Source organism: Phenylobacterium sp. (genome assembly GCF_041913825.1).
Taxonomy (GTDB): domain Bacteria; phylum Pseudomonadota; class Alphaproteobacteria; order Caulobacterales; family Caulobacteraceae; genus Phenylobacterium.
The window spans coordinates 41,634-66,224 of sequence record NZ_JAYSEO010000011.1 but is presented as its reverse complement, the minus strand read 5'-3'; the positions used below and the strand labels follow the sequence as shown (position 1 = coordinate 66,224).

General features: G+C 68.9%; 24 protein-coding genes. 15 read left to right on the top strand and 9 right to left on the bottom strand.

Translation table 11 applies throughout. The annotated features are described in order from the left end of the window. Positions 1-67: 67 nt before the first annotated feature. The gene (traA, locus tag ACE3Q8_RS11055; protein WP_374470340.1) at positions 68-2,551 is read left to right on the top strand and encodes a Ti-type conjugative transfer relaxase TraA; all 2,484 of its coding nucleotides are present in this window, start codon (positions 68-70) and stop codon (positions 2,549-2,551) included. A gap of 98 nt (positions 2,552-2,649) precedes the next feature. On the opposite strand, the gene ACE3Q8_RS11050 is transcribed toward traA, so the two are convergent. Genes ACE3Q8_RS11050 through ACE3Q8_RS11040 form a run of 3 tightly spaced genes read right to left on the bottom strand, consistent with a single transcriptional unit; the run spans position 2,650 to position 6,260 of the window. After that, a complete protein-coding gene (locus ACE3Q8_RS11050) occupies positions 2,650-4,602 on the bottom strand; it encodes a DUF3732 domain-containing protein (RefSeq protein WP_374470339.1) in 1,953 nt (650 codons plus the stop codon). Continuing rightward, positions 4,602-5,087 (bottom strand): three component ABC system middle component, encoded by a 486-nt coding sequence (locus ACE3Q8_RS11045; RefSeq protein WP_374470338.1) that lies wholly within the window; start codon positions 5,085-5,087, stop codon positions 4,602-4,604. The genes ACE3Q8_RS11050 and ACE3Q8_RS11045 overlap by 1 nt, the downstream gene beginning before the upstream one ends. Positions 5,088-5,096: 9 nt before the next feature. Then, complete coding sequence (locus tag ACE3Q8_RS11040) at positions 5,097-6,260, bottom strand: ABC-three component system protein (protein ID WP_374470337.1); 1,164 nt, start codon at positions 6,258-6,260, stop codon at positions 5,097-5,099. Between the two features lie 249 nt (positions 6,261-6,509). Here ACE3Q8_RS11040 and ACE3Q8_RS11035 point away from each other — a divergent pair, with 249 nt between their 5' ends. From ACE3Q8_RS11035 to ACE3Q8_RS10995, 9 genes are all read left to right on the top strand, one after another. Then, on the top strand, positions 6,510-8,474 hold the full coding sequence (locus ACE3Q8_RS11035; protein ID WP_374470336.1) for an ATP-dependent endonuclease: 1,965 nt from the start codon (positions 6,510-6,512) through the stop codon (positions 8,472-8,474). Between the two features lies 1 nt (position 8,475). Continuing rightward, positions 8,476-10,359, top strand: coding sequence for a UvrD-helicase domain-containing protein (locus tag ACE3Q8_RS11030; RefSeq protein WP_374470335.1), 1,884 nt, complete (start codon positions 8,476-8,478; stop codon positions 10,357-10,359). A 308-nt stretch (positions 10,360-10,667) separates the two neighbouring features. Further along, complete coding sequence (locus ACE3Q8_RS11025; RefSeq protein WP_374470334.1) at positions 10,668-11,603, top strand: cation diffusion facilitator family transporter; 936 nt, start codon at positions 10,668-10,670, stop codon at positions 11,601-11,603. Positions 11,604-11,666: 63 nt separating this feature from the next. Beyond that, positions 11,667-12,119 carry a (2Fe-2S)-binding protein gene (locus tag ACE3Q8_RS11020; protein ID WP_374470333.1) on the top strand — a complete coding sequence of 151 codons (453 nt, stop codon included), beginning with the start codon at positions 11,667-11,669 and terminating at the stop codon, positions 12,117-12,119. Continuing rightward, positions 12,116-14,467, top strand: a complete 2,352-nt coding sequence (locus ACE3Q8_RS11015; RefSeq protein ID WP_374470332.1) for a molybdopterin cofactor-binding domain-containing protein — start codon at positions 12,116-12,118, stop codon at positions 14,465-14,467. The genes ACE3Q8_RS11020 and ACE3Q8_RS11015 overlap by 4 nt, the downstream gene beginning before the upstream one ends. After that, positions 14,464-15,756 carry a cytochrome c gene (locus ACE3Q8_RS11010; protein ID WP_374470331.1) on the top strand — a complete coding sequence of 431 codons (1,293 nt, stop codon included), beginning with the start codon at positions 14,464-14,466 and terminating at the stop codon, positions 15,754-15,756. Before ACE3Q8_RS11015 ends, ACE3Q8_RS11010 begins: the two co-directional genes overlap by 4 nt. 69 nt (positions 15,757-15,825) lie before the next feature. Beyond that, positions 15,826-16,158, top strand: a complete 333-nt coding sequence (locus ACE3Q8_RS11005) for a ferrous iron transport protein A (protein WP_374470330.1) — start codon at positions 15,826-15,828, stop codon at positions 16,156-16,158. After that, positions 16,155-18,026, top strand: coding sequence for a ferrous iron transport protein B (feoB, locus tag ACE3Q8_RS11000; RefSeq protein ID WP_374470329.1), 1,872 nt, complete (start codon positions 16,155-16,157; stop codon positions 18,024-18,026). The genes ACE3Q8_RS11005 and feoB overlap by 4 nt, the downstream gene beginning before the upstream one ends. 208 nt (positions 18,027-18,234) lie before the next feature. Then, positions 18,235-18,555 carry a hypothetical protein gene (locus ACE3Q8_RS10995; protein WP_374470328.1) on the top strand — a complete coding sequence of 107 codons (321 nt, stop codon included), beginning with the start codon at positions 18,235-18,237 and terminating at the stop codon, positions 18,553-18,555. A 12-nt stretch (positions 18,556-18,567) separates the two neighbouring features. On the opposite strand, the gene ACE3Q8_RS10990 is transcribed toward ACE3Q8_RS10995, so the two are convergent. The 5 genes from ACE3Q8_RS10990 to ACE3Q8_RS10970 are packed head-to-tail and all read right to left on the bottom strand — an operon-like array spanning position 18,568 to position 21,561. Further along, positions 18,568-19,065, bottom strand: a complete 498-nt coding sequence (locus ACE3Q8_RS10990; RefSeq protein ID WP_374470327.1) for a MarR family winged helix-turn-helix transcriptional regulator — start codon at positions 19,063-19,065, stop codon at positions 18,568-18,570. Further along, the gene (locus tag ACE3Q8_RS10985; RefSeq protein ID WP_374470326.1) at positions 19,062-20,066 is read right to left on the bottom strand and encodes a fumarylacetoacetate hydrolase family protein; all 1,005 of its coding nucleotides are present in this window, start codon (positions 20,064-20,066) and stop codon (positions 19,062-19,064) included. Before ACE3Q8_RS10985 ends, ACE3Q8_RS10990 begins: the two co-directional genes overlap by 4 nt. Before the next feature lie 15 nt (positions 20,067-20,081). Next, on the bottom strand, positions 20,082-20,354 hold the full coding sequence (locus tag ACE3Q8_RS10980) for a hypothetical protein (RefSeq protein WP_374470325.1): 273 nt from the start codon (positions 20,352-20,354) through the stop codon (positions 20,082-20,084). 20 nt (positions 20,355-20,374) lie between these two features. After that, on the bottom strand, positions 20,375-20,518 hold the full coding sequence (locus ACE3Q8_RS10975; RefSeq protein WP_374470324.1) for a hypothetical protein: 144 nt from the start codon (positions 20,516-20,518) through the stop codon (positions 20,375-20,377). Further along, positions 20,518-21,561: an isoaspartyl peptidase/L-asparaginase family protein gene (locus ACE3Q8_RS10970; protein WP_374470323.1), complete on the bottom strand. Its 1,044-nt coding sequence runs from the start codon at positions 21,559-21,561 to the stop codon at positions 20,518-20,520. Before ACE3Q8_RS10970 ends, ACE3Q8_RS10975 begins: the two co-directional genes overlap by 1 nt. Before the next feature lie 216 nt (positions 21,562-21,777). Between ACE3Q8_RS10970 and ACE3Q8_RS10965 the strand changes: the two genes are divergently transcribed. From ACE3Q8_RS10965 to ACE3Q8_RS10950, 4 genes are read left to right on the top strand one after another with little or no spacing between them, the layout of a single operon-like run. Beyond that, the gene (locus ACE3Q8_RS10965) at positions 21,778-22,356 is read left to right on the top strand and encodes a YqaA family protein (protein ID WP_374470322.1); all 579 of its coding nucleotides are present in this window, start codon (positions 21,778-21,780) and stop codon (positions 22,354-22,356) included. Positions 22,357-22,384: 28 nt separating this feature from the next. Then, entirely contained in the window at positions 22,385-22,891 is a 507-nt protein-coding gene (locus ACE3Q8_RS10960; RefSeq protein ID WP_374470321.1) for a disulfide bond formation protein B, read from the top strand. Beyond that, positions 22,888-23,451, top strand: a complete 564-nt coding sequence (locus ACE3Q8_RS10955) for a demethoxyubiquinone hydroxylase family protein (RefSeq protein WP_374470320.1) — start codon at positions 22,888-22,890, stop codon at positions 23,449-23,451. The genes ACE3Q8_RS10960 and ACE3Q8_RS10955 overlap by 4 nt, the downstream gene beginning before the upstream one ends. Positions 23,452-23,484: 33 nt before the next feature. Then, the gene (locus ACE3Q8_RS10950) at positions 23,485-23,853 is read left to right on the top strand and encodes an EthD domain-containing protein (protein ID WP_374470319.1); all 369 of its coding nucleotides are present in this window, start codon (positions 23,485-23,487) and stop codon (positions 23,851-23,853) included. On the opposite strand, the gene ACE3Q8_RS10945 is transcribed toward ACE3Q8_RS10950, so the two are convergent. Then, a complete protein-coding gene (locus ACE3Q8_RS10945; RefSeq protein WP_374470318.1) occupies positions 23,850-24,152 on the bottom strand; it encodes a hypothetical protein in 303 nt (100 codons plus the stop codon). The two genes, ACE3Q8_RS10950 and ACE3Q8_RS10945, sit on opposite strands and share 4 nt — an antisense overlap. A gap of 155 nt (positions 24,153-24,307) precedes the next feature. Here ACE3Q8_RS10945 and ACE3Q8_RS10940 point away from each other — a divergent pair, with 155 nt between their 5' ends. Beyond that, on the top strand, positions 24,308-24,586 hold the full coding sequence (locus ACE3Q8_RS10940; protein WP_374470317.1) for a hypothetical protein: 279 nt from the start codon (positions 24,308-24,310) through the stop codon (positions 24,584-24,586). Positions 24,587-24,591: the final 5 nt, after the last annotated feature.

The following is a 24,591-nucleotide window of genomic DNA, read 5'->3' as shown; positions in this document are numbered from 1 at the left end:
GAACGGCCGCAGGTCTGAGTGCGCGCTTATACGTCGTGACCGACGTCGGCTGCGGAGTGACGCCGTCATGGCGATCTATCACTTCTCGGCGAAGGTGATCAGCCGCGCCAACGGCTCCAGCGCGGTGGCCGCCGCTGCGTATCGTTCGGCGTCGCGCCTGAACGACGAGCGGCTCGGCCGGCACCACGACTTCAGCAACAAGGCCGGCGTCGTCCACTCCGAGGTCATGCTGCCCGACGGCGCACCGGAGCGTTGGCGCGATCGCGAAACGCTCTGGAACGAAGTGGAGGCCGGCGAGGCGCGCAAGGATGCGCAGCTCGCCCGTGAGGTTGAATTCGCCATCCCGCGCGAGATGAACCAGCCCGACGGCGTGCGGCTGGCGCGCGACTTCGTGCAGCGCGAGTTCGTCGACCGCGGCATGGTCGCCGACCTCAACGTGCATTGGGATGTGGCGGAGGACGGCGCGCCCAAGCCGCACGCTCACGTCATGCTGTCGATGCGCCAGGTGGAGGGTGACGGTTTCGGCCAGAAGGCGCGCGACTGGAACCGCACCGAGCTCTTGTCGCATTGGCGTGAGGCCTGGGCTGAGCATGTGAACGCGCGCCTCGCTGAACTCGACATCGACGCCGCCATCGATCACCGCAGCCTGAAGGACCAGGGGATCGACCTCGAGCCGCAGAACAAGATCGGCGCCGCGGCCTCCGGTCGCGCAGATCGCGGCGAAGTGGCGGAGCGGCTCGCCGAACATCGCGAGATCGCGCGGCGCAACGGCGAGGTCCTGGCGGCGAACCCGTCGGTCGGGCTGAACGCCATCACCCGCCAGCAGAGCACCTTCACAGACCACGACCTGATGCGCTTCGCGCACCGGCACACCGATGACCGCGAGCAGTTCCAGCGCGCCCTCTCGGCGATGCGAACGTCGCCGGAGGTGGTCGCGCTGGGCAAGGACGGCGCGGGCCGCGAGCGCTTCACAACCCGGGAGATGCTGGCGGTCGAGCAGCGGCTGGAGGACGCCGCCGAGCGGCTCGCCGCCCGCAAGGATCATGCGGTGCGCCCGCAAGAAGATGGCGGGCGCGCCGCCACCCTCGGGCGGGAGCAGTCCGAGGCCCTGGCGCATGTCACCGGCGGCGGCGATCTCTCGCTGGTCGTCGGCTACGCCGGCTCCGGTAAGAGCGCCATGCTCGGCGCGGCGCGCGAGGCGTGGGAAGCCGATGGCCTGAACGTCCGCGGCGCCGCGCTCTCCGGCATCGCGGCCGAGAGCCTGGAAGGCAGCTCCGGCATCAAGTCACGGACCCTCGCCAGTCTCGAGCACAGCTGGGCGAACGACCGCGACCGGCTCGGTCCCAACGATGTGCTGGTCATCGATGAGGCCGGCATGGTCGGCTCGCGCCAGATGGAGCGGGTGCTGGGCCATGCGGAGCGGGCTGGCGCCAAGGTCGTCCTCGTCGGCGACGTGGAGCAGCTGCAGGCCATCGAGGCCGGCGCGGCCTTCCGCGCACTCGCTGAACGGCACGGCGCGTCCGAGATCACAGAAGTGCGCCGGCAGACGGCCGACTGGCAGCGGCAGGCGACGCGGGAGTTCGCCACGGGCCGGACCTCGCAGGCGCTTGATCGCTACGCGGCGCACGGGTCTGTGGTCGAGCACGCCACGCGAGCTGATGCGCGCGTCGGCCTCGTCGAGCAGTGGGACGAGGCGCGCCGCGCCAACCCTGCGGACCGGCAGATCATGCTGGCGCACACCCGGGCCGACGTCGCCGAGCTGAACGGCCTCGCGCGGCAGCGGCTCAGAGACAGCGGCCACCTCGGCGAAGAACACCTGATCCAGACGGAGCGTGGCGAGCGAGCATTCGCCGCCGGCGACCGCATCATGTTCCTCCGCAACGAGCGCTCGCTGGGCGTGAAGAACGGCTCCCTCGGCGAAGTCGAGCGCCTGGACGGCAGCACGATCTCCGTGCGGCTCGATGGGCCGGGCGCTCGCCAGGTCACCTTCTCGACTCACGAGTACGCCCACATCGACCACGGCTACGCCGCCACCATCCACAAGAGCCAGGGCGTCACCGTTGACCGGGCGCACCTCCTGGCGACGAGCGGCCTCGACCGGCATGCGACCTACGTCGGTATGACGCGCCATCGCTCCGAGGCGACGCTGCACTATGCACGTGAAGACTTCCGCAGCCGGTCGGAGCTGGCGGCGACGCTCAGCCGCGAACGGCCGAAGGACACGACGCTCGACTACAGCGATGGGTTCGCAACGCGCCATGGCGTCACCGACAAGGATCCGGTGACACGCCGCGCCGACCGGTTCATCGCCGAGTGGACGGAGGCAAAGAGCCGATCAGCGAAGACAGGCGGCGACATCTTCGCGCGCCGGGCTGCCGAGCGGGAGTTCCATCGCCTTGCTACGCAGCTACATCGCGATCCTGAGCTGCGGCAGGCGCTGGCTCATCGGCGAAGCGAACTTGGCATCGACCAGAGCGGTCCTCAGCGCGGTTTGACAGACGAATTGGCGCGCTCAGTCGGGCGAGGGAGAGGACTCGACCGCGGTCGCTAAGGCAGCTCGTGACTCTTAGCTGACGTTCGCAAGAGCCGCTTTGTGGTCATCGGGTTGGCTTGGTTCGACGCGGGCCTAGGGGCGAGCAGAATGCCTCGTCATAGCCACTCCGGTGGAACGAGCGCGACGTTGCCCGGCCATTCTTCCGTCAGGGTGACACCTTCGATCTCGCCCCAAACATCCGGGCCGGCATGGTCAAGGACGATGGCCTGAAGACGCCCTTTCGCTCGGATGATCTCACTGCCGATAGCCTCGAAGACGGAGCGGACGGCTGCGATATCCTTGTCACGAGACCGACCCGGAAGCGGCGCATGTTCAACGTCGAATCCCCGAGGGAAGTAGACTTGGCTAGGCTGATCATAGATCAGGAAACTGGGAACAGGATGCCCCGGCTCTTCAAGGAAGAAGCGTTGCAGGGCGAGGCTGATCGCGACGTGGTACGCGAGCCAATTGGCGCCGCTGCCGATCTCCCACAGGTAGTCCCGCCGGTCGCGATTGATGACGCGGACGGTAAGGTCTTCCGTCACCAACTCGATCGGCGCCTCTGGCCACTCGGCATCAAGCATCGGAAGGATCCGTGAAGCGGTGGTCTGCACCCGCTGAAGCGCGTTCGCCTTTTTGCTGTTGACGGCTCCCTCGGAATAGATCTTGCGCAATTCGGCCAGAGTTCGCTGAAGGCGGGCGATGCTGTCGGCGAGCTCGGAGCCTTCCTCGGATCGATCGAGCGTGGTCAGAGCATATTCCAGTCGTCCAATGAAACGCTCGACTTGGTCCTGGCGAAAGGTCTCAGCCCGCGCCTCCTCTGAGCGTTGCTCCAGTTGTGCTATTTCCTGGCGCACGCCGATCAGTTTGCCCGTGGCCTCATCCACCTCGCGGCGAAGTCGCAGGCGCTCTTTGTCGAAGGAGTCGGACAGGCCCGGTTGGGTGCGAAGCTGAATTTCGATCCCGGCCAAAGCAGTCGTCAAAAGTTCCAGCTTCTCGCGGCCGGCGCTCGCCACCGCGACCAACGGGTCTTCGCTGTCTGCGAGGCGCTCCTGCAGCCAGCCAGAGATGTTCAGGCGGTCTCGCTGAATCTTGATCGCAGCACCATAGGACTCGCTACTGTCCACCAGACGCTGCATCTCATTCAATCGTTGCCGGCTGTCGGCCAGCGCCTTGGCCGCCTGGCTCTCCTGCTGCCGCAAGGTCTGGAGTTGCGCGAGCGCTACCTCCACCGCCGTCACGGTCACATAGGCGCTACGGGAATTGGTCTGGACGGCCCGCCGAAGCAGATCGACGATTTCATGCCACTCAGTGGGCACGACAGTGTTTTCAGGGAGAAGGCCGAGCTCGATGGCGCGCCTCACCCATCCTTGGGTCTCGTTCTGCCAAGCCCGGACGCCCGCCTTGGTAGCCGCCAAAGCCGACTCCTGGCGGCGGAGTTCCCGCGTTAGTCGATCAATCTCCCATCGCGCCGCCAACATCTCGGTGGTTAGGGCACCGAGCACGAAGGGGAAGATGGCCTTCAGGGTCTCCCGATGCTCGCTGGTGTCGGCGTTAAAGAACAGCACCATCGGGTTGGCCACGATGTATTGTGGCTGGAAGGTGAACGCCATTAGGTCGCGGAACGAGACGCGCGACTCGTAACCTGATGTACTGTCCGGATTGAGGCCAAGCTGAGACAGCCCGGACAGGCGATCCAGCATCTTCTTGACCTGATCTGCGGTCGTGTTTTTGGTCGGCTCTTCCTCGGGAACCTCCACCGAATCGCCTTCGAGCACGAACATGTCGCCTGTCTGACGCGCGTCTCCCGGCTCTCGCCTAGCCAGAAGTTTCTCGCCTTCAAGGGTCTGGATGACGACGCCGAACCAGGAGCAGGCCTCGCGGATCGTCCCCACCGGAATGCTGCATTTTCCAGATGCCAGGCAGTAGTCGATGATCGGGATCACCGCCGACTTGCCGGTCTTGGAGGCACCGCTGATGACGTTGACCATGCCGGGCTGGAACTCGATCACCCGCGGCTTGTGCCCGGCACGGGACCACAGGATGAGCTTGAGGATTTGAAACTGCATCAGGGTTCGATCTGCAAAAGCGAAAAGACCTGATTGGCCGGCAGGCGTGCGAACCAGCGCCCCAGCTTTTCGGCCCCAGCCGTGTGGGCTCGGAGGCGGTCCGGGGGTGGAGGAAGCTTGAGTTCGTTGGCGCGCACCAAGGCGCTCTCATAGTCGAGGTGGAGGAGCTTGGTTGCGATCCCGACGCCGAGCGACTGCAAGGTGAGACCGCGCATCGCTACGGCGCGATCATGCACCGCGAAGAGGCGTTCACGCTCTTCAGCAAGCTTCGCCACAAGCTTGAGGAGCCCGGAAGGCAGTTGCGTCGACTTGATGTCTGACAGGGTCGGCGCATGGAAGACCATCGGGAGCACCAGGAAGAAGGGCGGCAGGTCGGGGAGATCGCCGACCTTCTCGGCCTGGTAGCCATGCGCGAAATTCCACAGCACCTGGGCCCCGAAAGCCGGGTTCTGAACGATCTCGACAGGCGACAGGTCCGAGGTCATCGACGCGACCTAGCCGTCTTCCGGGAACAAGGTCTTGAAGTTGGGATGCCATCCCACCCTGCGAGCCTCGGACAGCCCATTAAACGCGCCAGAGACGAAATGGCTGGGAAGGGCGCGCCCCTCCAGGGGCAGTGTCTTCCCAGAACACCGGCGGTAGAGCGCACGGCCGCGCTGGGCATCCGTGCTGGCCGCCATGGTATCTTCGATCTCGTCCCGGGCGAGCTTGTGCTCCCTCACCAGCTGTTCGTCGAATTCGTCCAAGCTCTCGGCGACGATGCGTCCCTCATCGGCCCAATCGATCTTGTCGCTTACAGTGCGCAGGTAGTCGCTGACCGCCGTGATCAACAGCTCTTCCGTGCAGTCCACGGCCTGTAGCTGCTGAACGAAAATCGGCTTCTGCACCACCACGGCTTCAACTTGGTCCGTGGGAGGTGGAGGCGTACTTGAGATCAACAGGCCGAGAAGATCATGCTTACGCGCGAAGGCGCCAAAGCGCTTGCGGAAGGCTCGGGCGTCGAGTTTCGCATGCAGTTGCTTTCGAAGCAGGGCGTCAGCCTCCTCCTTGGCGAACCCGATCGCGGCCTGACAGAAAGCGTCTAGTGTCTCGGCCGGCAAAGTCGGCCGCAGTTGCTCACGGACGGCCTCGGTCGGCTCGGGTTCGACGATCAGGCGAAACCGTCGGATGATCTTTGCGCAGACGAAGTCACCCTGGCTGAGGAACCTGGTCACGTGGGGCGCACAGCCGACGCCGGGTTTCTTCGGGTCGACGAGCGCATTGATCCGCTTCAGCCCGTCTGCAATCGACTCGTCCGTTATGGCGGCGTGAAGGGCCTCAACTAACGGCCCCGCCTTCACCGGCGTCACATACAGATCGAAGAAGGCCTTGTCGGGATTCAGCCCCTCTTTGCAGCGGTCCGCCCAGTTGGCGAACGTGTTCCAAAGCGCTTCCGCGCGGTCGCTGATGGGGTTCGATGCCAGCGCGCTCTTGCATTGTTCCAATACTAGGTCGCCGTTAGCCCGATACACGGTCACATCGTCTTCGGCCTCGATACCCACGACATCACCATCTGAGGCTTTGAATAGATGGTGGCAGAGGCGCACCGATTGGAGCGAAAAGCCTAGATAGGGGCCCGGCGCCGCGCTCTTGGGTGGCTTGAGTTCTACAGCGCTCATCAGACTCTCGGCATGAGCTTGGCCCGCCGTGTCGGCAACGAGCGGACTCGGCTCCTATCCCGAGCTTAACTGTGATCTTCGAGCGTGCAACTATGCAGCGAACGTTCGCGAGGGGTATCAAAGGCCACCGCCAACGCCTCAGAGAGCCCGCGGATCGACTGCCGTTTGATCGATTGGCGTCCCGGAAAGGCAGCCACAAAGCGCGTCGGTTGCTGAACGTAGTGCTCGGATGCAGCCTGGAAGCGAATAATGTACATCGAACGGTTGGTTCTTGCAGGGTTTCGAGGGTTTGGACCCGAGCAGACGACGATTGATCTTACGCCAGGCCTTACCGCCTTTGTGGGCGCCAACGGCGCGGGCAAGACCGCTGCCATGCAGGCCATGCAGCGATTGTTCGGCATAACCGCTGACCAGCGTCGCCTGCGCCGGCAGGATTTCCATATCCCAGCGAACGAAGACGCAACGCCGGCACAGCGGACCTTCTTCCTGGAGGCGATCCTCGCTTTTCCTGAGCTGCAGGGCGGCGGGGACGCCGCTGCCGTCCCCGAATTCTTCCAGCAGATGGCGGCGGACGAAGCCGGGCACCTGAAGTGTCGTCTCCGCATGGAAGCTGTATGGACCGACGATGGGTCGCTGGAAGGTTTGATCGAGCAGAAATACTGGGCAGTGCGTACGTTCGGCGCCTTCGCCGAAGCCGACTGCATCGATCTCAAGGCGACGGACCGCGCCCGGATCCAGCTGATCTATGTGCCCGCTTCAAGGGATGCTGCCTCGCAGGTCACCGCCTTCCTGCGTGGGCGGCTCTGGCGGGCGATCAACTGGTCGCAAGGAGTGCGTGACACGTTCGCGACCGCAGGCGCCACCCTCAACAACGCCTTCACAGGCGAGGCGGCGGTTGATGTCGTAGTCGGCGCGGTCCACCGCCGCTGGCAGGAGGTTCATACCGCGGGGACCGACACAACGCCGGTATTCCGACCCATTGACCTGCGGTTCCAGGAATTCATCCGCAAGGTGGAGGTCGTCTTCCGCCCCGACGAAGCGGGCCGTGAACGTGCGATCGAGGATCTCAGCGACGGCCAACGCTCGCTCTTCCACCTGGCCATGACGGCCGCGACCCTCGACGTCGAGGGCGAAGTGGCAGCCGATCCGGCCGCCGTCGGGTTTCAGGCCGGCGGCGTCCCGTTGCCGGCGCTCACCTTGATCGCCATCGAGGAGCCGGAGAACAACCTAGCGCCATTCTACCTCGGCCGGATTGTCCGCCAGATCGAAGACCTAACGCAGGGTGAGCGAGCGCAGGCCGTGGTCTCAAGCCATTCGGCAAGCATCCTCTCGCGCGTGGATCCTGAGCAGATTCGGCATTTTCGGCTGGACCCCGCCGACCGCACCGCGCGCGTCCGGGCAGTCCGGTTGCCTACTGGCCAAGAAGAAGCGGCGAAATTCATCCGCGAGGCGGTCAGAACCTATCCCGAACTTTACTTCGCCCGGTTTGCCGTGCTCGGCGAGGGGGCGTCCGAGGAAGTGGTCCTACCGCGGCTCGCCGAAGCGCTCGACATCGATGTCGATCGCTCCTTCGTGGCCATCGTGCCCCTGGGCGGCCGCCATGTGAACCATCTCTGGCGGTTGTTGTCAGATTTGGAAATCCCGTACGCCACCTTGCTCGATCTGGATTGGGGGCGTGTCGGCGGAGGCTGGGGGCGGATCAAAACGACCTGCGCGCAATTGCTCGCGATCGGCGTCCAACCAAACCAACTGTTCAATCCGCCCGATCCGTTGGGACCACAAGCCAACTTGGCCGCCTTCGACGGCTACGACCAGGCGAACTCTCAGTTGATGCGCGATTGGGTGCGCTTTCTCCGCAACCACCATGTCTTCTTCTGCACGCCGCTCGACCTAGACTACTCGATGCTGACGGCGTTTCCGGCGGCCTATCAAGTGATTGAACCGGGCAGGCAAGGACCCTCTCCCAACGGCGATCCTCGCTCGGCGGTACTGGGCGAAAATGGGCGCGGCGACCTTTACCCGGCTGGCAATGATGTGGCCTTGCGGTGGTATCGGTATCTGTTTCTTGGGCGCGGCAAACCCAGCACGCACGTGCGCGTCCTCAGCAGCATGGACGACGTCGCGGTGGCGGCGGCGGCTCCGGAGGTGTTGACTGCGCTGTTGCAGTCCATTGTCGATCGCCTCTCGCCGCCGGCCGGCGCGGACCTGGTTTGACGTGGCGCTAGTGCGACCCGAAGACTGGCGCCCGCGGGGCATCGCCGACCTAGAGCCGGCGGGATGGGCGGCACTCCGCCAGGACGGGTCGACATCCGTGGTGGCCGGACCGGGGGCGGGTAAGACCGAGTTCCTTGCGCAGCGCGCGGTCTACCTTCTCGAGACCGGCCTCTGCCCGCCGCCGTTCAGGATTCTCGCCATCTCCTTCAAGAGCGACGCGGCCAAGAACCTGACCGACCGCGTACGATTGCGTTGCCCGGCTGAGTTCGCCCAGCGGTTCACCTCACTGACTTTCGACGCCTTTACCAAAGGGCTTGTCGACCGCTTCCTGACCGCGCTGCCGGAGACTTGGCGACCCTCGCGCCCCTACGACATCGCCTTCCCCACCCGTCAGCAGCTGGAGGGCTTCTTGACCGGTGCCCGGTTGGCGGCGCCGCCGCCGTGGCAGGCGGCAATCGCGGCCATGGGAGGCTTCACGTTCGAGTCGCATCGGGTCGGACCATACCGTCTGCCGCATCCACGCCAGCCGCCGACAACGCCCGACGAGTTCGCCGTGCAGCGCTGGTGGGACAGCGCCTTGGCCGCGCAACCGCGTTCGGCACTAACGTTCGTCACGTTGAACAGGCTGGCCGAACTGGCGCTTCGCGCCGCGCCCGACATCAAACGGGCGCTGCAGCTGACTTATCCCTTCGTTTTCGTCGACGAGTTCCAAGACACCACCTACGCGCAGTACGATTTCCTGCTCTCGGCGTTCTGCGGCGAAGGGATCAGCGTCACGGCGGTAGGGGACGACAAGCAGCGCATCATGACTTGGGCCGGCGCGCGACCTGACGCATTTGCACGCTTCGAGGCGGACTTTGGCGCGGCCCGCATCCCGCTGGTCTTCAACTTCCGGTCTTCGCCGGATCTTGTTCGTATCCAGTATGTCGTTGCCCGGGCGCTCGACCCGAATGCTGCCCTAACCGAGGCCAAGGCCCAACAGCAGGTCGATGGCGATGTGGCCCAGGTCTGGAAGAGCCCCACCAAAGCGCGAGAAGCGCAGCACTTAGCCGAGTGGCTCGGTGCCGATATGGCCGCGCGGGGGCGAGCACCCCGCGATTATGCCCTCCTCGTGAAGCAGAAGTCCGACGACGTGGAGGCAGATTTGGCCCACGCGTTCGCTCAGCGAGGCCTTCGGATGCGCAACGAAAGCCACGCGCTGGGTAAGACCACGCTGCAGGACCTCCTCGCCGACGACTTCTCGCGTGTCGCCTTGGCGCTGCTGCGGTTGGGTGCCGTCCGCCGCGCCCCGTCGTCCTGGCAGACGGCCTCAAGCGCGGTTCTGGCGCTGAGAGCCGTTGCCCCAGACGACGAGATCGGTGCGACGCGGGTCGAAGCTCAACTGGCCGAGTTCCTGAGGGCGCTGCGCTCAGACATGGCGGCCACCTTGCCCACATCCACTGCGGCCGTCGTCTTCGCGGACCAAGTGTTCGACTTCATCGACCTACCTGCGGTCCGGCATAGCTATGCCGAGTACGCGGCCGGCGATCTGCTCGACATCATGGTAGACGCCTTCCGTCGCCATATCGCAGCCTCAGCTGAGGGCGTCGCCACCTGGGCCGCTTGCCTCGACGTGTTCGAGGGCCTTGACCAGATCCCGCTGATGACAGTGCACAAGAGCAAGGGCCTCGAGTACGACACGGTTATCTTCGTGGGCCTCGACGATCAGGCATGGTGGGCTCACAAGCCAGGCGACCTGGAGGGTCTCGCGACCTTCTTTGTCGCGCTCTCACGGGCTAAGCAGCGGGCGATCTTCTCGTTCTGCGAACAGCGCGGCGCGAGGGTCAAGGTCGCGGAGCTCTTCCAGCTCCTGACCGACGCAGGTGTCCCTGAAATCGCAGTCTGAACAGCCGACAGAATGTCCACTTTGGGCGCGGGCCAGAATGTCCGCTGTTGGCGCTGTACGGCCCCCCCCCAGCCTTCTCGCTTGAGCGGCGAGCTTACACAGTTGGTTACACACCTGGACGCCGACGCGACGAACCATTATACTTTTCAAGACTTTATCTCAGGTGCGCCGGACTCAAAATCTGCTTTCCGCGAGGGAGTGCTGGTTCGAGTCCGGCCTGGGGCACCACACGATGGCGGTGAACCGCACCGGTCGCGGGGTGTTTGGGCCGCGGGATGCGGCGCAGGCGACGCCGGGCGGTGCGAGCGATGGCGCAGGGTTCGAGACTGGCGATCTATGCGGCGGCGGCGGGCAACCTCGCGATCGCGGCCAGCAAGTTCGTCGCCTTCGCCTTCACCGGCTCCTCGGCCATGCTCACCGAGGGGATCCACAGCCTCGTCGACACCGGCAACCAGGGCCTGCTGCTGGTCGGCCTGCGGCGCGCCGCGCGGCCGCCGGACCCCGGCCATCCCTTCGGTCACGGGATGGAGCTCTACTTCTGGTCCTTCGTCGTGGCGCTGATGATCTTCACCCTGGGCGGCGCCTTCTCGATCTACGAGGGCGTGCTGAAGATCCTGCGGCCGGAGCCCATGTCGAGGGCGTGGATCAACTTCCTCGTCCTGAGCGTGGCCATCCTGTTCGAGGGCCTGTCGTTCACGGTCGCCTGGCGCGAGCACCGGCGCCGCGCCGGCCGCACGCGATTCCTGGCCAGCGTGCGCAGCAGCAAGGACCCCAGCCTGTTCGCCGTCCTGCTGGAGGATTCCGCCGCCCTCGTCGGCCTGACCATCGCGCTGGCGGGCGTCAGCGCCGCGGTAGCCTTCGACTGGCCGCAGGCCGACGGCGTCGCCTCGGTCGGCATCGGCCTGCTGCTGACCGGCGTGGCGGCCTTCATGGCCAACGAGACCCGCAGCCTGCTCACGGGCGAGGCCGCCGCCCCGGCCGTGGTGGCGGACGTGCGGCGCGTGCTGGAGGCCGATCCGCGGGTCGAGCGGGTGGTGGAGATCCTGAGCTTCCACCTGGGCCCGCAGGAGATCCTGGTGGGCGTGACCATCGACTTCCGCGACGACCTGCCGGGCGGCGAGATCGAGCGGGCGGCCGAGACCCTGGCGCGGCAGGTCCGCGAGGTCCGGCCCAGCATCACCCGCCTGTTCCTGCGGCCCGGCGAGGCGGTCGGCCCGCAGGGTCCGGTGGCCGCCCCCGCATAAGGCAGCTCCGGCAACCATTCGACGCGGGCGCGGTTGTGGCTGCGGGACCAGGGAGGCGCCGCCGTGCGCATCACGCTCGACATCAATGGAGAGGCGCGCGAGGTCGACGTGCCGCCGGACATGCCGCTGCTCTGGGTGCTGCGCGACGTCCTCGGCCTGACCGGCACCAAGTACGGCTGCGGCATCGCCCAGTGCGGCGCCTGCACCGTCCATGTGGACGGCCGGCCGGTGCGGTCCTGCGTGCTGCCCGTCCGGGCCGCCGGCGGCCGGATCACCACCATCGAGGCCGTAGGGACCACCCCGGCCGGCGCGGCGGCCCAGGCCGCCTGGCTGGAGGTCGAGGTGGTGCAGTGCGGCTACTGCCAGTCCGGCCAGGTGATGAGCGCCGCAGCCCTGCTGGCCCGCAATCCGAACCCGACCGACGCCGACATCGACGTGGCGATGAGCGGCAACATCTGCCGCTGCGCCACCTATCCGCGCATCCGCGACGCCATCAAGCGGGCGGCGCGGCGATGACCCTGCAGGCGCCGACCCTGCCCACCGCCGAGGTGGAGGTGGTCACCGACCGCCGGCGCTTCGTCCTGGGCGGCGGCCTGGTGCTGGGCTTGGCGGTCGGCGCGACCAAGGCCTGGGCGCAGGACCGCCGGGTCAACCCGGCCGGGCCGCAGCCGCTGAGCACCGAGGACGTCTCGGCCGCCGCCGGAACCGGCTTCCGCGGCTTCGCGCCCGACGCCTTCATCCGCATCACCTCCGACAACCAGGTGATCCTGATCATCCCCAACGTGGAGATGGGCCAGGGCGTCTACCACGGCGAGGCGACGCTGATCGCCGAGGAGCTGGAGGTGGGCCTCGACCAGGTGCTGATCGCGCCGGCCCCGCCGAACGAGGAGCTCTACAAGCAGCCGCTGCTGCAGTTCCAGGGCACCGGCGGCTCGACCTCGATCCGCGGCGCCTGGGAGCCTCTGCGCAAGGCCGGCGCGGCGGCCCGCACCATGCTGATCACGGCCGCCGCCAACCGCTGGGGCGTACCGCCCGGCGAGTGCGTCGCCGAGCGCGCCATGGTCATGCATCCGCCCACGGGCCGGCAGCTCCCCTACGGCCAGGTGGTGGACGACGCCGCCCGCGTGCCGAAGCCCGAGCAGGTGGCGCTGAAGGACCCCAGCCGGTTCAAGCTGATCGGCAAGATGATCCGCCGGGTGGACACGCCCACCAAGGTGAACGGCGCCGCGATCTACGGCATCGACGTGATGGTCCCGGGAATGAAGTTCGCCGCCGCCCTTCCCTGCCCGTGGCGCGGCGGGCGGCTGGCCGCCGTGGACGACAGCGGCGCGCGCGCGATCCAAGGCGTCCTGCAGGTGGTCCGCCTGCCCGACGCCGTAGCCGTGGTGGGCGAGCACTTCTGGGCGGCGCAGCAGGGGCTGAACGCCCTGAAGGTGAGCTGGACCCCAGGCCCCAACGCCGGGATGAGTTCCGAGCAGCTCTGGGCCTCCATGGAGCAGGCCTCGCTGAACGGCCCGGCCGCGGTGGCGCACCGGGCGGGGAACCCCGAGCGCGCGCTGGAGGACGCCCGCACGCGGGTGGAGGCGGTCTATCGCCAGCCCTTCCTCTGCCACGCCCCGATGGAGCCGCAGGCCGCGGTGGTCCACGTGCGCGGCGGCGGGGCGGAGATCTGGTGCGGCACCCAGGTGCCCACCTCGGCGGTGGCGGCGGCGGCGAAGATCCTGGGCGCCGCCCCCGAGGCCGTCCTGCTGCACAACCACGTCATCGGCGGCGCCTTCGGCCGCAAGCTCGAGACCGACTATGTGGAACAGGCGGTGCGGGTGGCGCAGCAGTGCCCCTATCCCGTGAAGCTGGTCTGGACCCGCGAGCAGGACACCCGCCACGACAACTACCGGCCGCTCTACGTGGACCGCATCTCCGCCGGCCTGGACGGCGACGGCCGGCCGGTGGCCTGGCGCCACCGGGTGACCGCCGCCTCGGTCACCGCCCGCTTCGCCCCGGCCGGCATGCGGCCGAACGGCGTCGACCCCGACGCGGTGGAGGAGGTGGAGGACACCGTCTACGGCCAGTTCCCGAACATGCACGTGGACTATGTGCAGTGGCGCCCGCCGCCGGGGCTGATCGTCTCCTGGTGGCGGGGCGTCGGCCCCACGCACGGCGTCTTCGTGGTCGAGAGCTTCGTCGACGAGCTGGCCCATGCCGCCAAGCGCGATCCCTACGAGTACCGCCGCGACCTGCTGAGGAACCAGCCGCGGGGCCGCGCCGTGCTGGACGCGGCGGCGAAGGCGGCCGGCTGGGGCTCGGACCTGCCGGACGGCGCGGGGCGCGGGATCGTGGTCCAGAAGTCGTTCGGCAGCTTCATGGCCGTGGTGGTCGAGGTGGCGGTGACCGATGAAGGCGACGTGCGCCTGCGCCGGATCACGGCGGCCGTGGACAGCGGCATCGCCATCAACCCGTCCGTCCTGAAGCAGCAGGTGGAGGGCGGCATCCTGTTCGGCCTCTCGGCGGCGCTGTTCAACGAGATCACCTTCCGCGACGGCCAGGTCGAGCAGTCGAACTTCCACGACTACCGGCAACTGCGGATCAACGAGACGCCGCCGCTGGAGGTGATCCACCTGCAGACCAACCATCCGCCGGGCGGCATCGGCGAGGCCGGCACCACGGCGGCGGCGCCGGCGCTTTGCAACGCCATCTACGCCGCCACGCGCGTGCGGCTGCGCGAGCTGCCCGTCCGGCGCCGGCGGCTGGCCCGGGACGCCCGGCGCGAGAGCCGCGGCGCGGGTCTCCTGCCGCTCGGCGTCGGCGCGGGCGCGGCCCTGCTGGCCGGCACGGCCCTGCTGTCCGGCGAGGAGGATGAGCCGTGAGCGGCCGGGCGCGCCGCATCTGGAGCGTGCTGGCCGGCCTGGTGGTCCTGGGCCTCGTCGTCATCCTGGCGATCCTGCTGTGGCCGGTTCCCCGCGCCGAAGCGGTCGCCGCGCCCGCCGCCTCGCCCCAGCTCGTGGCCCGGGGCGCCTATATCGCCACGGCCGCCGACTGCGTGGCCTGCCACACCGTGGAGGGCGGCCAGCCCTACGCGGGCGGCCGGGCGTTCAGGCTGCCGTTCGGCACGCTCTACGCCCCGAACATCACCCCCGACCGGGAGACCGGGATCGGCGCCTGGACCGACGGGGAGTTCGTGCGCGCGGTCCGCCACGGCGTCGGCCGCGAGGGCGAGCAGCTCTATCCGGCCTTCCCCTACACCTCCTACGCCCGGATGCCGGAGGACGAGATCCTGGCGGTGAAGGCCTACCTCTTCAGCCTGCCGCCGGTGCGCAGCGAGGTCCGCGAGAACGGGCTCGCCTTCCCGTTCAACCAGCGGCCGCTGATGCGCTTCTGGAAGATCCTGTTCCTGCGCGGCGGCGCGTTCGAGCCCGCCCCGCAGCAGACGGCGGAGTGGAACCGCGGCGCCTATCTGGTCAACGTGCTCGGCCACTGCGGCGAGTGCCACACCCCGCGCAACCTCGCCTTCGGCTACTTCCGCAACACGCTCTCGGGCGAGACCATGCAGGGCTGGACCGCCTGGAACATCACCTCCGACCCCCGCCACGGGATCGGGGCGTGGTCGGCGGACGAGCTGGTGAGCTACTTCCGCACCGGCTACGCGCCCGGCCGCGCGGTGGCGTCGGGCCCCATGAAGGAGGCGGTGGACTTCAGCCTCGCCAAGCTCACCGACGGCGACCTGCGGGCCATGGCCGTCTATCTGAAGAGCAAGCCCGCCAGCGACCAGGGACCGGTCCCGAACCAGGGGGCCGGGCGGCTCGCCCGCGCCAGCCTGATGGCTCCGCCGCCCGGGGAGGAGGCCAGCGAGGGCCGGCGGATCTTCGAGGGCGCCTGCGCGAGCTGCCACGCCTGGAACGGCGCGGGACAGCAGACGCCGCTGGCCGCGCTCGCCGGCCGCCGCGCGGTGGCCGCGCCGGACGGGGCCAACGTGGTGCAGACCATCCTCAGGGGGGGCAGCATCAACGCGCCGCAGGGCCACGCCTTCATGCCGGCCTTCGCCCGGGCCTATTCGGACGCAGAGATCGCCGCCGTCGCCAACTACGTCGTCGAGCACTTCGGCGGCGTGGACGGCGAGGTCGGCCCGAGGGACGTGGCGCGGGCGCGGCGCGACTGACACCTTGAACGTGGACGCGCCCGCCCGTAACTGATAATCGTTCGCAAGAACGACGTCAGGGGCCCGCTCATGCACGACATGCTCGCCGAACCGACGGACGCGCGGCCGCTCGCGGCGGCGGGCGCGGACGACCGGATGGTTCGCCTGGGCGCGCTGCGGCCGGGCGACAAGGGCGTGATCGTCGACGTGCGGGTCGAGGCCCGCGGCGAGGGCCACGGCGTCGCCGAGGCCGAGCTGGAGCGGCGCCTCCTGGAGTTCGGCTTCGTGGAGGGCGCCCGGCTGGAAGTCCTGCACGAAGGCGCGATCCGCCGCGACCCGATCGCGGTCCGCCTGGACGACATGCGCGTGGCGCTGCGCCGCCGCGACGCCGAGGACGTCTGGGTTCTGCTGGAGACGAAATGAGTCAAGGCGTAGCGGCCGCGCGCATCGCGCTGGTCGGCAATCCGAACACCGGCAAGACGGCCCTTTTCAACGCGCTCACCGGCAGCCGCCAGAAGGTGGCCAACTACGCCGGCGTCACGGTCGAGCGGAAGGAAGGCTTCCTGACCACCGCGGAGGGCCGCAGCCTGTCGGTGCTCGACCTGCCGGGCACCTATTCGCTGCGCGCCCGCAGCCCGGACGAGGCGGTGACCCGCGACGCGGTGCTGGGCAAGCTGGCCGGCGAGGTTCCGCCCGACGTGGTGGTGGCCGTGGCCGACGCCACCAACCTGCGCCTCGTGCTGCGCCTGATCCTCGAGCTGAAGGCGGTCGGCCGGCCGATGGTGCTGGCGCTGAACATGTACGACATCGCCCAGCGGCAGGGCCTGCGCATCGACCTGGAGGGCCTGCAGCGCGAGCTGGGCTGTCCGATCGTCACCACCGTCGCCACCCGCAGGCGCGGCGTCGACGAGTTGGTGGCCCAGGTGGACGGCTTGGCCGCCCGCGGCGAGCTGGGCTCCGAAAACACCTGGCGGGAGCCCGACGCGGGCGAGATCCGCCAGGCCCACCGCGAGGCCCAGCGGATCCTGAAGACCTACGTCCGTCCTCCCGAGCGGCCAGACACGCTCACCGGCCGCATCGACGCGGTTCTGCTGCATCCGGCGGCGGGGCTCGCAGTGCTGTTCGCCCTGCTCTTCGTGATGTTCCAGGCGGTGTTCAGTTGGGCCGCGCCGGCCCAGGACGCCATCGAGGCGAGCTTCCTGGCGCTCGGCGGCCTGGTGGGCGACGTGCTGCCCGACGGCCTGCTGCAGAGCCTGATCGTCGACGGCCTGATCGCCGGCGTCGGCAGCGTGCTCGTCTTCCTGCCGCAGATCCTGATCCTGTTCTTCTTCATCATCCTGCTCGAGGACTTCGGCTACATGGCCCGGGCCGCGTTCCTGATGGACCGGATCATGGGCGGCGCGGGCCTGCACGGCCGGGCCTTCATCCCGCTGCTGTCGAGCTTCGCCTGCGCGATCCCTGGGATCATGGCGGCGCGGGTGATCGACCAGAAGCGCGACCGGTTGACCACCATCCTGGTGGCGCCGCTGATGACCTGCTCGGCGCGGATTCCGGTCTACACCCTGATCATCAGCGCCTTCATCCCCGAACGCACCGTCGGGCCGGGCCTGAACCTGCAGGGGCTGGTGATGTTCGGCCTCTACGCCGCCGGCATCGTCAGCGCGCTGCTGGTCTCGTTCGTGATCCGCAAGGTGTTCTGGCGCGGCGCCGTGGAGCCGTTCCTGATGGAGCTGCCCACCTACAAGCTGCCCTCGCCGGAGAACGTCGCGCGCAACCTGCTGCTGCGGGCCCAGATCTTCCTCGCCCGCGCCGGCCGTATCATCCTGCCGCTGATGATCCTAGTGTGGTTCCTGTCCACCTTCCCGGCGCCCCCGCCGGGCGCCACGGAGCCGGCCATCGACTACAGCTTCGCCGGCATGATCGGCCACACGATCCAGCCGCTGTTCGAGCCCGTGGGCTTCAACTGGCAGATGGTGGTGGCGCTGATCCCGGGCTTCGCCGCCCGCGAGGTCGCCGTGGCGGCGCTCGGAACCGTGTATGCGGTGGGCGACGCCGAGGCCAATGTCGGCGCCCTGGCCAGCCGGCTGGCCGAGAGCTGGTCGCTGGCCACCGGCCTGTCCTTCCTGGCCTGGTACATCTTCGCCCCGCAGTGCGTGGCGACGCTCGGGGTCGTCAAGCGGGAGACCAACTCCTGGGCGTGGATGGGCGTGATGTTCGCCTACATGCTGACGCTCGCCTACCTGGCCTCATTCCTCGTCTACCACGGGGCCGTGGCGCTGGGCTGGGGGTGAGACAGGGGGTGTGGCCCGGTTCCTGCATTGCGGCGGGACCCGGCCGCAGCCGGCGCCGATCCCGTTCCAATGCGGGATTCCCATGGCCCCCGGCGCCGCTGCGGCACAACCTTCGCGCCCAGTCTGAAACCTGGAGCTGCAGTTAACCTTGTGTTCGCCTTCGCGTTTAACGCATGGGTAAACGACGCCGTGGCAGCGTAGCTTCGCCATGGGAAAGAACCTGGATAACCCCTCCGACACGCGTTCCGGCAAAAAGCCGGTGCGGGGCGCTCAAAACCTCGCCAAGCACGTTCGTGAGGTCCTCCTGATGCTCGGCGGCGAAGCGCACCGGGCTCTGGTGATCGAGCAAGTGGCCCGCACCCTGGGCCACGACGTCCGTCAAATCCCCGAGGAGCTGCAGACCGCCCTCATCCACACGTTCGAAGAGAACTGGCGGGATGAGCGCCGGCGCGCCGCCTACGGCTTCCACCTGCCGTTCGGCGAAGGCTCGCACCGCTGGGGCTGCAAGGACGTCGCGCTCGTCCACTGAGGACGCGGCGGCCTAGGCCAGCCTCGGCGGATCGGCCTCTCCCGCGAGCTGCCCGGCCGCGGCCTGCAGGCGCGCGAGCAGGCGCTTGAGCAGGGCCACGTCCTCCGGCGACAGCCCGGCGATCAGCGCGGCCTCGTAGGCCAGCGCCAGCGGCGCGATCTCGGCGTGCAGCCGGGCGCCCTCCGGCGTCAGGGTCAGCACATGCGAACGGCCGTCGGCGGCATGCTCCGTGCGGCCGACCAGGCGGCGTTTCACCAGCCCCTGCGCCGCGCGGCTCACCGTCACCTTGTCCATCACCGTCCGAGCCACGATCTGGCCCTGGGTCAGCGACCCGTCCTCGGCCAGCACGCAGACCAGCCGCCACTGCGGGATCGTCAGGCCGAACCGATCCTGGTAGGCGCGGGCGATCAGCCCCGACACCGCGTTGGAGGCCACCGACAGCCGATAGGGCAGATAGGCGTCGAGCCTGAGCTCCGCCTGCTCGGCCTCCCTCGCCTCCGCCTGGCTCATGCCGGGCGCACCTCCTGTTCGATCGCCCCGAAGATCGTGTGGCGCTTGGCGTCGCGCATCTCAATGCGGACCGTGTCGCCGGCCTTGAGGAAGGGCGTCTTCGGCGCGCCTTCGAGCAGGGTTTCCACGGTTCGCAACTCTGCGAGGCAGGAATAGCCGACACCACCCTGGGTCACAGGTTTTCCTGGACCGCCGTCCGGACCGCGGTTCGAGACCGTGCCCGAGCCGATGATCGTGCCGGCCACCAGGCTGCGGGTCTTGGCGGCGTGGGCGATGAGCGTCCCGAAATCGAAGGTCATGTCGACGCCGGCGTCCGCCTCGCCCAGCGGCTGACCGTTCAGCTCCACTTCAAGCTTGCCGGAGAGCTTGCCGTCCCGCCAGCCCGGCAGGCTGTCAGGCGTCACCGCCACGGGCGAGAAGGCCGACGCGGGCTTGGCCTGGAAGAAGCCGAAGCCCTTGGCGAGCTCGCCCGGGATCAGGTTGCGCAGGCTGACGTCGTTGCAGAGCATGACCAGCCGGATGTGCCCCAGCGCCTCCTCGCGGGAGACGCCCTGCGGCACGTCGCCGGTGACCACCGCCACCTCGGCTTCGAGGTCGCAACCCCAGGCCTCGTCGGCCAGAGGGATCGGATCGCGGGGCCCGAGGAAGCCGTCGGAGCCGCCCTGATACATGAGCGGATCGGTCCAGAAGCTCTCCGGCATCTCGGCCCCGCGGGCCTTCCGGACCAGCTCCACGTGGTTCACATAGGCCGAGCCGTCCGCCCACTGGTAGGCGCGCGGGAGCGGGCTCGCCGCCGAATGCTCATGGAAGCGCTCCTTCGGCACCGCCCCGTGCTCCAGGCTCTCGGCCAGGCCGCGCAGCTCCGGCTCGATGCGCCACCAGTGGTCGAGCGCGTACTGCAGGGTCGGGGCGATATGGCTCGCGTCCGTGAACCAGGCCACGTCGTTGGAGACCACCACCAGCCGCCCGTCGCGGCCGCCCTTGAGCGAGGCCAGCTTCATGTCTTCTCTTCTCCCTTACGCGGTTTCCCGGTGGATCGTGCGCACCAGGCTGACGCCGGCTTCGTAGGCCTGTGGTTCGTAGACGGTGACCTCGACGCGGATATCGCCGCCGGGCTCCCCCTCCCAGAGATAGCTGCGCTCGAAGCAGACGCCGCGGCCTTCCGGCGTGAAGCCCTCGAAGGTGTCGCCCCAGGGCGTGTGGGCGCGGAGCTGCCGCCAGCCGAGCGTGCAGGCCCGCTCGATCTCCTCGCGCGCCGCCGGCGCCAGGTCTTCCTCGATCGGGTCCACGGTCACCTCCGCCCTCGCACTTACGGCCGGGCGGTCGTCCGGCTGCCGACGTCGGTGGGATCCTCCACCGAAGCGGCGGCCTCGCCAACCTCCCACGGACGGCGAACCTCGCTGCAGGTCTCGGGGGCGCGAGGCCCGCCCGGCCGGTCGTCGCGGTTCGCCATCAGGGATCGTCCTTGTAGATGCCCACGACCAGCGGCTGGCCGTCGGCGATCCTCGCCCGGTACATGCCCGACGTGTTGAAGCTCCAGGCCATGTCGCCGTCGGGGGCGATCGCGATGACCCCGCCGTCGCCCTGGAGCGCGGTCAGGTCCTTCTGGATCACCTGGTCGGCGGCCGCCTGCAGGCTCATCCCCTTGTGCTCGACCAGGGCGCAGATCTCGCGGGCGACGGTGAGGCGTATGAAGAACTCGCCGGTCCCGGTGGCCGAGACGGCGCAGGAGCGGTTGGAGGCGTAGGCGCCCGCGCCGATGATCGGGCTGTCGCCCACCCGGCCCCAGCGCTTGGCGGTCGTGCCGCCGGTGGAGGCGCCGGCCGCCACGTCGCCGTTCGCGTCCAGGGCGACGACGCCGACAGTGCCGAACTTCTTGTTGAGGTCGATGAGCCCGCTGTTGCGGCCGCCGTCCTCGTCGTGGGCGAGGTCGGCGGCGGCCTGGCCGGGCGGGGGCGCGCCGGCCGGCCGCGGCGGGATGGGCAGGCCCTGGCGCTTCAGCTCGCGCTCGAGGCCCTGCCAGCGCCGCTCGGTGAAGAAGTAGCCGGGCTCGACCCGCTCGAGGTCCTGGGTCCCGGCGAAGGTCTCCGCCCCATCGCCGACCAGGAAGACGTGCGGCGACCGCTCCATCACCGCCCGCGCGAGGCTGATCGGATGCCTGACCGTGGTCACCCCCGCGACGGCGCCTGCCTTCACGTTCGAGCCGTCCATGATCGAGGCGTCGAGCTCGTTGCGCCCCTCGGCCGTGAAGACCGCGCCGCGCCCGGCGTTGAACAGCGGGTCATCCTCCAGCAGGCGGATGGCCGCCTCGACCGCGTCCAGCGCCGAGCCGCCGCGCTTCAGGACCTCGGCGCCAGCTTCGGCCACGCGGGCCATGGCGTCGCGATAGGCCGTCTCCTGCTCGGGCTTGAGGTGCTTGCGCTCGATCACGCCGGCGCCGCCGTGCACGACCAGGGCCCACTTGGGGCGGGCGTCCGCCGCCGTACTCATCGCCATCACCGCCACCGTAATGAGAACCCTGAGCCCGCGTCAGCCCGCCTCGGCGGACGGCGCTCCCCGAGAGGCCTGGTCGAGCTCGGCGCGGGACCGGATGTTCACGGCCAGATCTCCTGTCGCGGGCGTTGGTATCAGTTGAAACCAGTTCGTTCCAGCGGGCGAGACAGAGCCGGCGCCCCCTGCTAACAACGCCCCACCTCCCCGCACGGATCGCCGATGTTCCGAAAGATGTACGACTGGGTGATGCGGCTCGCCGCGTCGCGCCACGCCCCCCGGTCCCTTGCGATCGTCTCCTTCGCGGAGAGCAGCTTCTTCCCCATCCCGCCCGACGTGATGCTGGGCCCCATGGTGCTGGCCAAGCCCAACAAGGCGTTCGTCTACGCCGGCATCTGCACGGTCGCCTCGGTGCTGGGCGGCCTGCTCGGCTACGCCATCGGCGTCTTCCTCGAACCGGTGGGGATGCTGATCCTCAAGCTGTTCGGCCACCCGGAGGGGCGCGAGGAGTTCCAGCGCTGGTTCGACCACTGGGGCCTGGGCGTGATCCTCATCAAGGGCCTGACGCCGATCCCCTACAAGCTGGTGACCATCACCGCCGGCTTCGCCCGCTTCGACCTGTTCACCTTCATCTGGGCCTCGATCGTCACGCGCGGCGCGCGGTTCTTCATCGTCGCCGCGATCCTGAAGTACGCCGGCCCGGCCATGCTGAAGGAGTTCGAGCGGCGGCTGAACCTCTACTCCGTGCTGCTGCTCCTGCTGCTGGTCGGCGGCATCGTGGCCGTGAAGGTCTTCCTGTAGGCGTGGGCTTGAGGTCTTATCGCGCGCGATGCTGAAGCCCTTCCTCGACCGCTGGCGCCTCGTCGCCCTCCTCGCCTCGGCCGGCATGCTGGCGACCGCCCACGCCTTCCAGACCTTCGGCGGCTACGCGCCCTGCACGCTTTGCCTGCGCCAGCGGGAGGTCTACTGGACCGCGCTGGGCCTGGGCGCGGCCTTCATGATCCTGGTGCGCCTGCCCGGCGGGCCGAAGTGGCGCGAGGCGACCTGCTGGGTGCTGGGCCTGGTCTTCCTGGTGGGCGCGGGCCTCGCCGCCTACCATGCGGGCGCCGAGTGGAAGTTCTGGCCAGGTCCGACCACCTGCGCCTCCACGGGGTCGGGGATCAGCGTCGGCGACATGGAAGCCTTCCTGAAGGGCGCCGAGGTGAAGCCGCCCGCCTGCGACGAGGCGGTGTGGGTGTTCGCGGGCCTGTCCATGGCCGGCTGGAACGCGGTGATCTCCCTGGTGCTTGTGGCCCTGAGCGTGATGGCCGCGCTCCGCGAGAGAGCCAAGCGATGAGCGACAAGCCGATCCCGCCGCGGCCGGGCCAGGGCGCGTTCCGCCAGCGCCTCGCGGAGATCCTGCGCGTGGACCACGCCGGGGAGCTGGGCGCCGTCTCGATCTACCGCGGCCAGCGGGCCGTCCTGGGCGAGGCGCCCGGCCGCGAACGGATCGCAGGCCAGCTCGCCGAGATGGAAGGCCATGAGGCGGAGCACCTGGCCCGCTTCGACCGCCTGCTCACCGAGCGTCGGGTGCGGCCGACCGCGCTTGCGCCCGTCTGGCGGCTCGCCGGCTTCGCCCTGGGCGCCGGCACCGCCCTGCTCGGCGAGAAGGCGGCGCACGCCTGCACCGAGGCCGTGGAGAGCGTCATCGAGGAGCACTACGCCGGCCAGATCGAGGAGCTCTCCGAGCTGGAGCCGGAGCTGGCCGCCGAGCTCGAGCGGTTCCGGCAGGAGGAGCTGTTCCACCGCGACCTGGCCATCGACGAGGGCGCCCGCGAGGCGCCGGGCTATGGCCTGCTCTCGGCGGTGATCCGCAACGGCTGCCGCGCGGCCATCAAGATCAGCGAGAAGCTCTAGGCTGACGGAGCGTCGCGGGCGCAGGCTCGCCGCATGATCAAGCTCACCTTCTGCCTGCGGCGCCTGCCGCACCTGAGCCGCGAGCAGTTCCAGGACTACTGGCTCAACATCCACGGGCCGCTGGTGGCCAGCGTCGCCGAGACCCTGCAGATCCGGCGCTACGTCCAGCTCCACAGCCTGTCCGCCGAGCTCAACGCCGGCATCCGCGCCGCCCGCGAGGCTCCGGAGGAGTACGACGGCGTCGCCGAGCTCTGGTTCGACAGCCTGGAGGCCATCGTCGAGAACGGCCGCCGGCCCGAGGCGCAGGCCGCCGGCGTCCTCCTTCTGGAGGACGAGCGCAGGTTCATCGACCTCCCCCGCTCGCCCCTGTGGTTCGGGCAGGAGCGCGTGGTCGTCGGCTAGGGCTGGGCGGCCTGCGCGGGCTGCCCCGCCTCGGCGACCGTGCCAGGGGCGCGGCTGCCTTCCATCTCGCTCGCGGAGGAGCCCGCCGCGACCATCTCGCTTTGGCCGGCGGTGTCGTTGCGCGGTCGCGCGATGAACACGACCAGCAGGATGAGGAGGCTGGCGGCCACCAGCAGCCAGACGAACTTGCGCCCGCCCGGCTTGGAATTCACAGGCGCGCCATTCGCGCGCACCCGCCCGTCATCGACACCGGGGGCGGAATCGGCCGCATTTGTGCGGGTCTCTCTGGGGTTCTGCATCGGTCATCTCCCGTAGGCCTGCCTCAACCGGGCAGCGACGGGGCGGTTCCGACGCCGTGCCCCATCCTTCAGGTTGCACCACCTGGAAAGCACATCTTCCAGGGAGTCGCATGAGCGCAGGAGTTCTGCTTTTGTTCTATCAACGGAGGCGCGCCATGGCGGACGGGACAACTCACATCGCGACGGCCTTCAACACGCCGCGCCTCGCCCAGGCGACGCAGGCGCGCTCCAGCCTCTGGGCCCGCTGCCGCTGCGGCCGGACCGCGGCGGTCGACCCCTCGCCGTGGATTTGCCAGGGCCTGGCGCGTCAGCCGGTGGAGACGCTGGAGAGCCGCCTGCGCTGCGTCTGCGGCGCGCGCCGCGTGCGCCTGGAGGTCCGCGGCCTCGCCGAGGCGCCCCGCGGAATCACCGGCGGGATCTACATCTTCCGGTGAGGGCC